The organism is Nonomuraea sp. NPDC051298, from assembly GCF_055586305.1.
This window is the reverse complement of record NZ_JBVJIM010000002.1, coordinates 769,484-782,871: the sequence shown is the minus strand read 5'-3', so window position 1 is coordinate 782,871 and position 13,388 is coordinate 769,484. Positions and strand designations below refer to the sequence as shown.

The window sequence follows — 13,388 nt, the reverse complement described above, 5'->3', positions numbered from 1 at the left end:
AGGAGAACCGGAAAGTTCCGGAAGAAATCTCGAAGTCACTCGTTACCCATCGTGAGCGAAGGGCAGCAGAGGGCCATGACAACAGCACCGAACCCGATCGACCTGCAGAAACACCTGAGCGGCGTCGACTACCCGGCCACCAAGGAAGACCTGATCAGGGCTGCCCGCAAGCACAACGCGAGCGACGCCATAGTCAAGGCGCTCCAGGCCATGCCCGATCGTCAGTACGACGGCCCGAGCGCCGTCAGCCAGGCGATCAACAAACACTGATCCGTAAGAACGCCGCGGGCGGGACCGATGACCCGGTCCCGCCCGCGGTGCTGTCTGTGCTCGCGGAGGTCAGGGCACCTGCCAGCCCCGTTCGCGCAGGGCCTGGGTGAGGGCGGTGGCCGCGTCGGGCTCCACCGACAGCTCCGCGATGCCCAGGGGCAGGCCAGGGGCGTGCTCGAGGCGTACGTCCTCGACGTTGACCCCGACCTCGTCGCACACCTGGAAGAGCCGGGCGAGCTGCCCGGGACGGTCACCGATGACGACCTGGACGACCGCGTAGGACGAGGCGGGACCGCCGTGCTTGCCCGGGATGCGGTCGTGGCCCACCACACCGCGCTTGAGCAGCTCAGTGATCTCGTTGGTGGCGGTGCCGTCGCCCTCGGCCATGGCCCGCAGCGCGGTGGCGGCGTCGGCCAGGTCGGTGGCCACCGCCTCCAGCACCTCGGCCACCGGGGAGGCGTTGCCCGACAGGATGCCCAGCCACAGGCCGGGGTCGCTGCCCGCGATGCGGGTCACGTCGCGCACCCCCTGCCCGGCCAGCCCGAGCGCCACGTCGGTGGCGTCGGCCAGCCTGGCGGCCACCGCGGAGGCGGCCACGTGAGGCGCGTGGGAGACCACGGCCACGGCGCGGTCGTGGTCGATCGCGCTCACCTCGACGGCGTTGGCCCCGCACAGCTCGATTAGCCGCAGCACGGCCGCCTTCGCCTCGGGGTCGGCCTCGTCCGTCGGGCACAGGGCCCACGGACGGCCGAGGAACAGGTCGTCGCGGGCGGCGCCGGGCCCCGACTTCTCCCGCCCGGCCAGCGGATGGGAGGCCACGTAGGCGGCCAGGTCGCAGCCGAGCTGCGCGGCCCGGTGAATGGGCTCGGCCTTGACGCTGGCGACATCGGTGTAGAAGCGGGCCGCGCCGATGCGCTGCAGCTCCAGCAGCTCGCTCGCCACGTGGGCCGGGGGCACCGCGACGATCGCGAGATCGGCCGACTCACGCTCGGCGGCGTCGGGCAGCCAGTCTTCGCCCGCGCCCAGCTCCCGCGCCAGGCGCACGGCTCCCGGGTCGCGGTCGGCGAGCAGCACCCGCACCCCGCGCTTGCGCAGCGCGAGCGCCGCGGAGGTGCCGATCAGACCGGTGCCCACGACGAGCACGGTACGTAGTTCCATCTCGATGTCCTGGTGTATGGGCCGTACGGGCTGCTGAACTGCTCTGCTGCTTACCTGGTTTACCTGAGGTCTATTGGGCGATGTCCTGGCGCAGCGCCATCGCGCCGCGCAGGTAGACGTGCTGGATCGCGGAACGCGGACGATCGCTCTCCACGTGCGCCATGAGACGGACGACCCGCGGCAGCGCGCCCGGCACGTCGATCTCGGTGCAGCAGATCAACGGCACCTCGTGGAAACCCAGCTTACGCGCGGCGAGCGCGGGGAACTCCGCGGTCAGGTCGGGCGTGGCGGTGAACAGCACGCTGATCACGTCGTCGGGGCTCAGGTCGTTACGCTCCATGATCGCGCTGACCAGCTCGGTCGTGCCCGAGATGACCGAGGCGCGCTCGTTGGCGTCCACCTGGATCGCCCCGCGGATCGCCCGCACCATGCGCTTCGTCTCCTTCTGTGCCCGCAGAGCCCGCGCGGCGGATCGCGCGGGCCCCTACGTCCGGCCAGATTACAGCTTCACCGCCGCGTACAGCTCGCCGACTTCCTTCAAGGTCAGCGCCCTGATGGTGCCGGGCTTCGTGCGGCCCAGCTTCACCGGCCCGAACTCGATCCTGGCCAGGTCGATCACCCGGTGACCGGTCTCCTCCAGCATGCGCCTGACCACGTGCTTGCGGCCCTCGTGCAGGACGACCTCGACCAGCGCCTGCTGGCCGTGCTCCTGCACGATGGAGAACGAGTCGGCCCTGACCAGGCCGTCCTCCAGCTCGATGCCCTGCTTGAGCCGGCGCCCCAGGTCGCGCGGGATCGGGCCGGGCACCTTGGCCCAGTACTTCTTCTGAACGCCGTAGCTCGGGTGCGTCAGCCGGTTGGCCAGCTCGCCGTCGTTGGTGAGCAGCAGCAGGCCCTCGGTCTCGGTGTCGAGCCGCCCCACGTGGAACAACCTGGGCGCCAGCTCCTCGACGTAGTCGGCCAGGCACGGACGCCCCTGCGGGTCGTCCATCGTGGAGACGACGCCGATCGGCTTGTTGAGCGCGTAGTAGACCAGGTCGGGCGCGGTCGGGATGCGCTTGCCGTCGACGTGGATGACCTGGGCGGCCGGGTCGACCTTGGCGCCGAACCGGCGTACGACCTGGCCGTTGACGGTGACGCGGCCCTCGCCGATCATCTCCTCGCAGGCCCTGCGGCTGGCCACGCCCGCCTGGGCGAGCACCTTCTGCAGCCGGATGCCGTCGGGCACCTCGGTGGTGTCGCGCTCGTCGGTGTAGCCCTCGGGGAAGAGGTCGCGGTCGCGGATGGGCTGCCTCGCCGCCTTGATCCGGTCGCGCTGCGGGCTGCCGGGGCCGCCGGAGCCCGGACGCCTGGGCCCGCCGGTGGTCTGGACGTCGTCGCGACGCGGCGTACGAGGCGCCCGCCGCTCACCGCCGCCCGTCCGGTCGAACCGCCGCTCACCGCCGCCCGATCGGTCGGACCGCCATTCGCCGCCACCCGGCCGGTCGGGCCGCTCGACGCGCTGAGGCCGCTGGGGACGCTCCCCCTGCCCGCCACGCCACTCGGAACGCTCGGGACGGTCGTCGTCCCTCCTGCCGTACCGGGAGCGGGACGTGGCGGCGGACCTGGGGGCGACGTCCTCACGCCGCCCGCTCCGACCGGCCCGGAAACCACCGGCCCGGTCGTCGCGCCACTCACCGCGCCGCTCACCCTGGGACTCGTCACGCCGCTCGCCGCGCCACTCGCCGCGACGCTCACCATGCCGTTCGCCGGGCCGCTCGCCGGGCCGCTCGTCACGCCGCTCTCCGCGGCCCTCGTACCGCTCGCCGCGCCCGTAACGGTCGTCACGTCCGGAACGGTCGTCACGTCCGGAACGCGCACCGCGCTCATAGCGGTCGCCGCCGAAACGATCATCACGCCCCGAGCCCTCACGGCGCTCAGGACGATCGCCCCGCCCGTAACGCTCATCGCGCCCGTAACGGTCACCGCGCTGGTAACGGTCGCCCTGCTCGTAGCGGCGCTCACGTCCGTAACCCTCGTCGCGCCGGTAGCGGTCATCGCGCTCGAACCGGCCCTGGCCCTGGCCTCGGTCCTGGCCCGGCCCTCGGCCCTGGCCCTGGCCCGGACGACCCCGGCCCTGGCTCTGGCCATAGCCCTGGCCCGGACGGCCGTAGCCCTGGCCCTGGCCCTGGCCCTGGCCCTGGCCCGGACGACCATAGCTCTGGCTCTGGCCCTGACGGCCGCGGCTCTGACCCGGGCCCTGGCGGTTCTGGCCCTGGCCCTGGCGTCCGGTGCCTTCGCGGCCGCCGTCTCCGTCGCGCGTGCCGTACCCGGAGCGGGAGCCGCCCCGGTCGGCGCGCAGCGAATCGCGTGACGGACGCTCGCGGAAGTCGTCGTCGCGGCGGAAACCACCGCGGTTGTCGTCACCGCGGCGGGTACCGCGGCGGTTGTCGTCGGAACGGAAGGCGGGACGCCCACCACGGCCGGAGCCGCCGGCGGGTCCACGACCGCGTCCATCACCGGACGGGGTACTACGCCTGTTGATCACTTTGTCGTCTCCTCGAGATTCTCCACGTCGTCCGGGAGGAAGGGAGCGAGCTCGGGAAGCTCGCTGAGGTCCCGCAGTCCCAGACGTTCAAGGAAGTATGAGCTTGTCCGGTAGAGCACTGCCTGGCTCTCCGGGTCGGTGCCGGCCTCCTCGACCAGCCCCCTGGCGACGAGCGTCCGCATGACGCCGTCGCTGTTGACACCGCGTACCGCGGCGACGCGGGCACGGCTCACCGGTTGCCGGTAGGCCACGACCGCGAGAGTTTCCAGCGCGGCCTGGGTCAGCCGCGTCTGCTGTCCGTCGCGTACGAACCGCTCGACCAGCGGCGCGCAGTCGGCCCGCGTGTAGAACCGCCAGCCGCCCGCGACTTCCCGCAAGTCAAAACCCCGCCCGGCGGCCGTGTATTCCGCTGCCAGGCCCCGCAGAGCGGCGGCCACCTCGTGCGTGGGCCGCTCCAGCACCTGAGCGAGAGTCACCTCGGCGACGGGCTCATCTACCACCATCAGGATAGCCTCCAACGCCGCCTCCAGCGCCGGTCCCGGCTCCCCAGCCTCCTCCGGCTCCCTCGCGAGCCCCTCCTCCGCCTCACCAACTCCCCAAGCCCCACCACCCACCACACCGCCCACTGCGATGTCCGGCGCGATGTCCGACGCGGTGGGCGACGCGGTGGGCGACGCGGTGGGCGACGCGGTGGGCGACGCGGTGGGCGACGCGGTGGGCGACGCGGTGGGCGACGCGGTGGGCGACGCAACGTCTGGCTCGGTGTCTGGCTTGGTGCTCACCCCAGTGCCGAGCGCAACGTCCACCTCCGCCTCAGGCTCAGGCTCAGGCTCAGGCTCAGGCTCAGGCTCAGGCTCAGGCTCAGGCTCAGGCTCGACGATCGCGCCCGGTATCCCGTCCGTCGGCGGGGAAGCGACGGGCACGGCGTCTTCCTCGCCCTCCACGCCCGCCACAGGCAGCGCCTCCGCAGGCAGCGTGTCCGCGAGCACCGCCTCCGCAGGCGGCGCGCCTGCCGCGTCGGGCGCAGCCGCTGTCTCGGGCGCGGTGGGCGCCGTTGCCTCGCGAACAGCGGAATCGGCGTCGGAGGAGCCCGGGGTCTCGGCCACGGCTGTCGCCTCCTCGGCGCCCACCGCTCCAGCCTCGGAACCGCCCGCGGCTGCCGCTTCCTCGGCGTCCACCTCTCCGACCTCGGAACCGGCCTCAGAACCGGCCCCGGAAATCGACTCGGTAATGGACTCGGCACTGGACTCGGAGCCGGGTCCGGCCTCGTCGGTGACCGGCGAGGGCGGGGGTTCGGAGGGTTCGGGGGCGGCGTCCGCCTCGTCCTCCAAGTGCGGCGCCCCCGGCTGGGCGAGGGAGCCCGGGAGGGTCATCCAGGAGGGCAGCGGCGGCTCGGAGTCGGGCGAACGGCGCGGGTTGGGCAGCGGGTTGTCGTCAGTCATTGGATGGTTTCTCCGCGGATTCCTCGTAGTCGTCCCCCACCGCGACGTCCCCGTCGTCGGACCCCGTCCAGGTCACGTGCAGATCCCCCAGCGGCTCGACCTGCTCGAACGTCACCGCCGACTCACGGAACAGCTCCAGCACGGCCAGGAATCTGGCGATGACCTCGATGGTCCCCCCGCAGTCGGCCACGAGCGCGCGGAAGGTGGCCCGCCGCAGCCTGCGCAGGTGCATGACCAGGATCGCCGCCTGCTCCCTGACGCTGGCCAGCGGCTGGTAGATGTGCCCCACGCTGACGGTCGGCGGCAGCTTCGGCGTGAACGCCCTGGCCGCGATGCGGGCGAGCTGCTCGGGCCCGATGCCGAGGATCAGCTCGGGCAGCAGGTTGGCGAACTGCTCCTCCATCGGCACGGTACGGGGGAATCGCAGCGCCTCCTCCGCCATCCGCCCGGCGAAGACCTTCACCACCTCCTTGTACGCCTTGTACTGCAGCAACCGGGCGAACAGCAGGTCTCTGGCCTCCAGCAGCGCCAGGTCCTCCTCGTCCTCCACCTCGCCGGAGGGCAGCAGCCGGGCCGCCTTGAGATCCAGCAGGGTCGCCGCGACCAGCAGGAAGTGGCTGGTCTGGTCGAGGTCCCACTCGGGGCCACGGGACCGGATGTACGCGATGAACTCGTCGGTAACCTTGGAGAGCGAGACCTCGGTGATGTCGAGCTTGTGCTTGGCGATGAGACCGAGGAGCAGGTCGAAGGGCCCCTCGAAGACGTCCAGGTGGACCTGGAAGCCCTGGGGCGCGGTCTGCTCTGCGGTCACCTGGCCATTGTGGCAGGCGCCGGCCAGCGCGAGAGCACCTCGCGGGCCAGCTCACGGTAGGCGTTGGCGCCCAGGGACGACGGGTCGAACGTGGTGATCGGCTCGCCGGCCACCGTCGCGTCGGGGAAGCGCACCGTACGGTTGATCACCGTGTGGAACACCTTGTCGCCGAACGCCTCCACCACCCGGGCCAGCACCTCGCGCCCGTGCAGGGTGCGGGCGTCGTACATGGTGGCGAGCAGGCCCTCGATCTCGAGCTCCTCGTTGAGCCGCTCCTGGACCTTGGAGATGGTGTCCATGAGCAGCGCCACGCCGCGCAGGGCGAAGAACTCGCACTCCAGCGGCACCATCACACCGTGCGCGCAGGTCAGCGCGTTGATGGTGAGCAGGCCCAGCGACGGCTGGCAGTCGATGAGGCACACGTCGTAGTGCGGCAGCAGCGGCTTGATGACCCGGCCGAGCACCTGCTCGCGGGCCACCTCGGTGACGAGCTGTACTTCGGCGGCGGACAGGTCGATGTTGCTGGGCAGCAGGTCGAGGCCCTCGACGCCGGTCTCCAGCAGCACCTCCTCGGCGGTGACGCCGCGCTCCATGAGCAGGTTGTAGACGGTGAGGTCGAGCTGGAGCGGGTTGATGCCCAGCCCGACGGAGAGGGCGCCCTGCGGGTCGAAGTCGACCAGGAGCACCTTGAGACCGCATTCGACCAGCGCGGCCCCCAGGTTGATGGTGGTCGTGGTCTTGCCGACGCCACCCTTCTGGTTGACCATCGCGACCACGCGCGCCGGGCCGTGCACCGCGGGGGGCACCGGCTCGGGGAACACGGGTCTGGGCCGCCGTGTGGGGCCCAGGTTGACGCCGTTGGAGGGCGTGTTGGTCTTCGTGTCGCCCCAGGGGTTGTCGGGGGTCCCCGGGGTCGAACCCTTGGTCGTCACAGTCACCAGCTCGAACCTCCCTGACGATCCCGAACCGGACCGTCCGGACGGACACTATGGCGTCACCACTAAACGCGGCAAGGCGGCACGCCGTGGGTGGCGCACGTCCCAAAAGACTATAGATCACTGCCGGGCACGCGGATGCGCGGCCGCGTACACCTCGCGGAGCTTGTCGACCGTGACCAGGGTGTAGACCTGAGTGGTCGTCACGGAGGCGTGGCCGAGCAACTCCTGCACCACCCTAACGTCCGCGCCGCCGTCCAAAAGGTGGGTCGCGAAGGAATGCCGGAGCACGTGCGGGCTTATCCCGTCGAGTCCGGCGCGTTCTGCGGCGGCCTGGAGCACCTCCCAGGCGCCCTGCCTGGTCAGGCGTCCGCCACGGGCGTTGAGGAAGACGGCCGGGGTGCCGCGCCCGTGGGCGAGGAGCCCCGGCCTGGCCCGCACCACGTACGCGTCCAGCGCCGAGCGCGCGTAGCGCCCCAGGGGCACGACCCGGGTGCGGCCGCCCTTGCCGCGCAGGCGTACCTGGTCGTCCTCGAGGTCGTCCACGGCCAGCCCGACGGCCTCGGAGATGCGGGCCCCGGTGCCGTACAGGACCTCCAGCAGGGCCCGGTTGCGCAGGGTCAGGGGTGCGCCGTCGGGGCCCGAGGCGGCGATGAGGCGTTCGACCTCGTCGACCGCGATGGGTTTGGGGAGCCTGCGGAGCTGGCGCGGCGGGCGTACCTCGTGGGCGGGGTCGTGGGCCGTGACCCCTTCGCGCAGGGCGAAGCGGTGCAGCCCGCGGACGGCGGACAGGGCGCGGGCGGCGGAGCTGGCCACGAGGGCGGGGTGCTCACCGTCGCCCTCGCGCAGCGCGGCGAGGAAGGCCAGGACATCGGCCTCCCCCACCTGGTCGAGCTCCCGCCGACCGCGCGCCTGGAGGTGTTCGAAGTATCGGCGCAGGTCACGCCGGTAGGACGCGAGCGTGTTGGCGGCAAGGGCGCGCTCCACCGCCAGATGGGCGAGGTAGCTGGAGAGCACCGCCTCCACGAACTGGTCCTTCCGTCACGCCTCCGGGGCGTCGGCGGGGCGCAACAGGGCGTACCCCTCGACCGACGCGGCATATGCGGCGAGGATACCGGCCACGGCCGAGGAATTGTGGATCATTCCCATGAGCGCCTTCTCCACCGCGTCGGCCAGAGGGACCCATTCGACCGGCATGTCGATTTCCTCGTGCCGGTGGACGAAGCCGTTCTCCTCGTCGGGGATCTTGGTCAGGTCGCGTGCCAGGAACACCCGGACGCGCTCGTCGGTCATGCCGGGCGAGGAGCGCAGGTCGACGAGCGTGTGCCAGGTGCCGGCCCGGTAGCCGGACTCCTCGGCCAGCTCGCGGGCGCCGGTGGTGGCGAGCGGTTCGCCTGCCACGTCGCGGATCCCGGCGGGCAGCTCCCACATCAGGTGGCGGGTGGGGTGGCGGTACTGCCTGATCATCAGGACGCGGTCATGCTCGTCGAGCGCGAGCACGGCGACGGCTCCGGGGTGGACGACGTAGTCGCGCTCGGCGACCTCGTCGCGGGGCATCCTGACGGTGTCGGTGACCACGTCGATGATGTGGCCCTTGAAGCGATGCCTGGTCTCGACGACGTCCCACGCCTCGGGCGTGTCCTCGACGGGGACGCCGCCCTTCTCGATCTCCTCTTTCTTCACGGGCCCACCTTGGCACTGCCCACGCGGCTGTCGGCGTAGATGAGGGCGGCGCCGATGAGGCCGTCGAACATCGGGTTGGCCCGGGTGGGCCGGGAGCGGAACTCGGGGTGGGCCTGGGTGCCGATGTAGAACGGGTGCTGGTCGGTGGGCAGCTCGGTGTACTCGACCAGGCGGCCGTCGGGCGACAGGCCGGAGAAGACCAGGCCGACCTTCTCGAGCCGCCCGCGGTAGGAGTTGTTGACCTCGTAGCGGTGGCGGTGGCGCTCGTCGGCCTTGGCCCTGCCGCCGTACAACTGGCGGGCGAGGGTGCCCTCGCCGAGCTTGGCGGTGTAGATGCCCAGGCGCATGGTGCCGCCCATGTCGCGCTCGCCGGCCACGACGTCTTCCTGGTCGGCCATGGTGGAGACGACCGGGTGCTTGGTGTCGGGGTCGAACTCGGCGGAGTTGGCGCCCTCGATGCCGGCCATGTTGCGGGCGGCCTCGATGACCATGCCCTGCATGCCGAGGCAGATGCCGAGCAGCGGGATCTTGCCCTCGCGGGCGTGGCGGATGGCGCCGATCTTGCCCTCGATGCCGCGTACGCCGAAGCCGCCGGGGATCAGCACGCCGTCGACGCCGTCGAGTTCGCGCTCGGCGCCCTCGGGGGTCTCGCAGTCGTCGCTCTTGACCCAGCGGATGTTGACGCGGGCGTCGTTGGCGAACCCGCCGGCGCGCAGCGCCTCCGTGACCGAGAGGTACGCGTCCGGCAGATCAATATATTTCCCGACAAGCGCGATCGTGACCTCCCTGGCCGGGCGGTGCACCCGGCGCAGGAGCTGCTCCCACTCCTTCCAGTCGACGTCGCGGAAGGGCAGGCCGAGCCGGCGCACCACGTACGCGTCGAGGCCCTCGGAGTGCAGCACCTTCGGGATGTCGTAGATCGAGTCGGCGTCGACGGCGGACACGACGGCGTCCTCGTCCACGTCGCACATGAGGCTGATCTTGCGCTTGATCGCCGCCTGCACGGGCCGGTCGGACCGCAGCACGATCGCGTCGGGCTGGATGCCGATGCTGCGCAGCGCCGAGACGCTGTGCTGGGTCGGCTTGGTCTTCAGCTCTCCCGACGGCCCGATGTACGGCAGCAGCGAGACGTGCAGGAAGAACACGTTGTCGCGCCCCACCTCGTGCCTGATCTGGCGGACGGCCTCCAGGAACGGCAGCGACTCGATGTCGCCCACCGTGCCCCCGACCTCGGTGATGACCACGTCGACCTCAGGACCGGCCATGCCCCGGATGCGGTCCTTGATCTCGTTGGTGATGTGCGGGATGACCTGGACGGTGTCGCCCAGGTATTCGCCGCGCCGCTCTTTGGCGATGACGTTGGAGTAGACCTGGCCGGTGGTCACGTTGGCCGAGCCGTGCAGGTCGGTGTCGAGGAAACGTTCGTAGTGGCCGACGTCGAGGTCGGTCTCGGCGCCGTCGTCGGTGACGAACACCTCACCGTGCTGGAACGGGTTCATGGTGCCGGGGTCGACGTTGAGGTAGGGGTCGAGCTTCTGCATGGTGACCCTGAGACCGCGCCCTTTGAGCAGGCGACCGAGGCTTGACGCCGTGAGCCCCTTGCCGAGACTGGAGGCGACACCGCCGGTGACGAACAGATGCTTGGTTTGCGATGCGCTGCGCAAAGGGGCTCCCGTGGCTCGAGGTGTGGTCGAAGTGTCCACGGGCTCTCAGGATATCAAACAACGCCCCTCACATGCCTGAACGGCCCGACCTAGCGGTAACTTTGGTCCTTATGTCAGTAGTTCGGCGGGCTTTGGGCACATTGATGCACCGTGCCTACGGCGCGATCCGCCACGCCGGCGCGATCACTCCGGCCACCCCCGCGGGTTACCGGTTCCGCCTGATGGGCGACGGTGTCAGCATCGCCTTCCCGCCCGGCGCGATCTTCGGCGAGCAGTGGATCGAGATCGGCGACCACACGCTCATCGGGGAGCGGGTGTCGATCTCGTGCGGGATGATGCCCGGCCCCGACCTCGGCCCCGACTCGATCCTGCGCATCGGCCGGGGCTGCTCGATCGGCCGGGGCTCGCACATCGTCGCCCACCAGTCGATCGAGATCGGCGACGACGTCTTCACCGGCCCGTACGTCTACATCACCGACCAGAACCACGTCTACGACGACCCGGACGTGCCCATCGGCCGCCAGTGGCCGCGTAACAGCCCGGTCTCGATCGGCTCGGGCTCGTGGCTGGGCGCGGGGGCGATCATCCTGCCGGGCACCACGCTCGGCCGCCAGTGCGTGGTGGCGGGCGGGGCGGTGGTGCGGGGCGAGTTCCCCGACCACAGCGTGGTGGCCGGGGTCCCGGCCAGGCGGGTCCGCGGGTACACCCCGGAGCTGGGCTGGCACTCCCCCGTCACGCTGGACGCCACCACCTGACCCGCCCCGCGCACCCGGATCCGGCGGGCGGAGGGCCGGGGACGGCTCAGGAGAGGGATGGACCGAACAAGGTTCTGACGGATAGCGTCGGGTCATGCGGACCGCCATATGTGAGCGTTTGGGGATCGAGTTCCCGTTGTTCGCCTTCAGCCACTGCCGCGACGTGGTGGCCGCCGTCACGAACGCGGGCGGGTTCGGGGTGCTGGGCGCCGTCGCGTACTCGCCCGATCAGCTCGACACGGAGCTGACCTGGCTGGACGAGCACGTGGACGGCCGCCCCTACGGCGTCGACGTGCTCGTGCCCGGCAAGATCGACGCCTCCGCCCTCGACCGGCGCGTGCACCTCATGGACGCCGTCCCCGACCGGCACCGGGACTTCGTCACGCACCTGCTGTCCAAGTACGGCGTCAGCGCCACCGGCCAGCCGCTCACCGCGGTGGCCGACGAGGTCGGCAGGCGGGTGACGGCGGCCGGGGCGACCGGGCTGATCGACGTGGCGCTCAAGCACCGGATCGGGCTGATCGCCAGCGCCCTGGGACCGCCCCCGCCCGAGATGGTGACCCGGGCCAGGCAGGCGGGCGTGCCGGTGGCCGCGCTGGTCGGCACGGTCGAGCACGCCCGCAGGCAGGTCGCGGCGGGCGCCGACCTCATCGTGGCCCAGGGCACCGAGGCGGGCGGCCACACCGGTGAGATCTCCACGATGGTGCTGGTGCCGCAGGTCGTGGACGCGGTCGACCCCGTGCCGGTGCTGGCGGCGGGCGGGATCGCGTCCGGGAGGCAGATGGCGGCGGCGATGGCGCTCGGGGCGCAGGGCGTGTGGTGCGGCTCGGTCTGGCTGACCACGGAGGAGGCCGAGACGTCCCCGGCGGTCAGGCGCAAGCTGCTGGCGGCCTCGTCGCTGGACACCGTCCGCTCCCGCTCCCGTACGGGCAAGCCGGCCAGGCAGCTCAGGTCGGCCTGGACCGAGGAGTGGGACTCCGGCCAGGAGAGCCCGGGGCCGCTGGGCATGCCCCTGCAGCTCCTCGTGACCGAGGCCGCGATGGCCCGCGTCGAGGCGGCGGCGGAGAAGGGCGAGCAGGGGGCGCTGGAGCTGGTCAACTACTACGTGGGTCAGGTCGTGGGCCAGCTCCGCCAGGTCAGGCCCGCCAAGGACGTCGTCTACGACCTGGTCAGCGAGTTCGGCGAGGCGGTCGACCGGCTCCGGCGCCTGTCGGAGTGAACGCGCTCCCGGCCGCCTCCCTGCGCTCCGGCGGCGCCGCCGTCGGCGCTCCGTAGCGCGGCCGGGCCGTTCCCGCGGTCTCCCGGCGGTCTCCCGCAGTCTCCCGGCGTTGCCGGGATTTCGTCAGGAGGTAACCTGCGCCTGTGGTCGGGACCCCCCCTGAGCTGGAGCGTGGCACCGGCGTCCCCGCACACGTGCAGATCGAGCGCTGGCTGCTCGCCTCGATCGCGCGCGGCGAGCTGGCGCCGGGCGACCGGCTGCCCGGCGAACGGGAGCTGGCCGGGCGGCTCGGCGTGAGCCGGATGACGCTGCGGCAGGCGCTGGCCACGCTGGAACACGAGGGGGTGCTGCTGCGGGTACCCGGCAGGTCGGGAGGCGCGTTCGTGGCCCGGCCCCCGGCCGAGCCGCGCGTCGAGTGCGACCTGACGGGGCTGGCCGGGTTCACCGAGCAGATGCGCCGCGCCCACCTGCGGGCGCGGGCGCGGATCCTGCGGGCCGCGACCGTGCCCGCGCCCGTCGCCGCGGCCCGCGCGCTCGGGGTGGCGGCGGGCGCGCCGGTGCACGAGGTGACCCGGGTACGCTCGGCGGGCCGCTCACCGGTGGCCCTGGAGCGCTCGTACTTCCCCGACCTGCCCGGACTGCTGGGGGAAGACCTCACCGGCTCCCTCTACGCCCTGCTGGCCACCCGCTACGGCCTGGAGCCGCGTACGGCGGTCGAGCACCTCGAACCGGTGATCGCCCGGCCCGGCGAGGCCGCCGAGCTGGGCATCGAGCCCGGCACGCCGCTCATGCTGATCGAGCGGACCGCCTACGCGGCCGACGGCACGCCGGTGGAGTACGCGCTCGACCTGTTCCGTCCCGACCGGGTCCGCATCTCGGTGCGCAGCGGCGTCCAGGAGCCGGGGAGTCCCTGACGGAGCGCAA

General features: G+C 71.9%; 13 protein-coding genes. 4 read left to right on the top strand and 9 right to left on the bottom strand.

Annotation, left to right across the window (positions count from 1 at the left end):
• Positions 1–75: 75 nt before the first annotated feature.
• Positions 76–270, top strand: a complete 195-nt coding sequence (locus ACZ6S0_RS08880) for a DUF2795 domain-containing protein (RefSeq protein WP_465914806.1) — start codon at positions 76–78, stop codon at positions 268–270.
• A 69-nt stretch (positions 271–339) separates the two neighbouring features.
• Here ACZ6S0_RS08880 and ACZ6S0_RS08875 read toward each other — a convergent pair whose 3' ends face one another.
• The 9 genes from ACZ6S0_RS08875 to ACZ6S0_RS08835 form a co-directional block, all read right to left on the bottom strand.
• Positions 340–1,428: a prephenate dehydrogenase gene (locus ACZ6S0_RS08875; RefSeq protein WP_465914804.1), complete on the bottom strand. Its 1,089-nt coding sequence runs from the start codon at positions 1,426–1,428 to the stop codon at positions 340–342.
• A gap of 70 nt (positions 1,429–1,498) precedes the next feature.
• A complete protein-coding gene (aroH, locus tag ACZ6S0_RS08870) occupies positions 1,499–1,858 on the bottom strand; it encodes a chorismate mutase (RefSeq protein ID WP_465914802.1) in 360 nt (119 codons plus the stop codon).
• A 69-nt stretch (positions 1,859–1,927) separates the two neighbouring features.
• Entirely contained in the window at positions 1,928–3,955 is a 2,028-nt protein-coding gene (locus tag ACZ6S0_RS08865) for a pseudouridine synthase (protein ID WP_465914800.1), read from the bottom strand.
• Entirely contained in the window at positions 3,952–4,572 is a 621-nt protein-coding gene (gene scpB / locus ACZ6S0_RS08860; protein ID WP_465915238.1) for an SMC-Scp complex subunit ScpB, read from the bottom strand. Before scpB ends, ACZ6S0_RS08865 begins: the two co-directional genes overlap by 4 nt.
• A gap of 817 nt (positions 4,573–5,389) precedes the next feature.
• Complete coding sequence (locus tag ACZ6S0_RS08855) at positions 5,390–6,208, bottom strand: segregation and condensation protein A (protein WP_465914798.1); 819 nt, start codon at positions 6,206–6,208, stop codon at positions 5,390–5,392.
• Positions 6,205–7,146, bottom strand: a complete 942-nt coding sequence (locus ACZ6S0_RS08850) for a ParA family protein (RefSeq protein WP_465914795.1) — start codon at positions 7,144–7,146, stop codon at positions 6,205–6,207. Before ACZ6S0_RS08850 ends, ACZ6S0_RS08855 begins: the two co-directional genes overlap by 4 nt.
• A 117-nt stretch (positions 7,147–7,263) precedes the next feature.
• The gene (locus tag ACZ6S0_RS08845) at positions 7,264–8,169 is read right to left on the bottom strand and encodes a site-specific tyrosine recombinase XerD (protein ID WP_344888349.1); all 906 of its coding nucleotides are present in this window, start codon (positions 8,167–8,169) and stop codon (positions 7,264–7,266) included.
• 15 nt (positions 8,170–8,184) lie between these two features.
• Positions 8,185–8,826 (bottom strand): NUDIX domain-containing protein, encoded by a 642-nt coding sequence (locus ACZ6S0_RS08840; protein ID WP_465914792.1) that lies wholly within the window; start codon positions 8,824–8,826, stop codon positions 8,185–8,187.
• Positions 8,823–10,490, bottom strand: coding sequence for a CTP synthase (locus tag ACZ6S0_RS08835; RefSeq protein WP_465914789.1), 1,668 nt, complete (start codon positions 10,488–10,490; stop codon positions 8,823–8,825). Before ACZ6S0_RS08835 ends, ACZ6S0_RS08840 begins: the two co-directional genes overlap by 4 nt.
• 143 nt (positions 10,491–10,633) lie before the next feature.
• Here ACZ6S0_RS08835 and ACZ6S0_RS08830 point away from each other — a divergent pair, with 143 nt between their 5' ends.
• The 3 genes from ACZ6S0_RS08830 to ACZ6S0_RS08820 all read left to right on the top strand — a co-directional run bounded on the left by ACZ6S0_RS08830 (position 10,634) and on the right by ACZ6S0_RS08820 (position 13,378).
• The gene (locus ACZ6S0_RS08830) at positions 10,634–11,245 is read left to right on the top strand and encodes an acyltransferase (RefSeq protein ID WP_465914787.1); all 612 of its coding nucleotides are present in this window, start codon (positions 10,634–10,636) and stop codon (positions 11,243–11,245) included.
• A gap of 94 nt (positions 11,246–11,339) precedes the next feature.
• Complete coding sequence (locus ACZ6S0_RS08825; protein WP_465914785.1) at positions 11,340–12,464, top strand: nitronate monooxygenase; 1,125 nt, start codon at positions 11,340–11,342, stop codon at positions 12,462–12,464.
• Between the two features lie 143 nt (positions 12,465–12,607).
• Positions 12,608–13,378 (top strand): GntR family transcriptional regulator, encoded by a 771-nt coding sequence (locus ACZ6S0_RS08820; protein WP_465914781.1) that lies wholly within the window; start codon positions 12,608–12,610, stop codon positions 13,376–13,378.
• Positions 13,379–13,388: the final 10 nt, after the last annotated feature.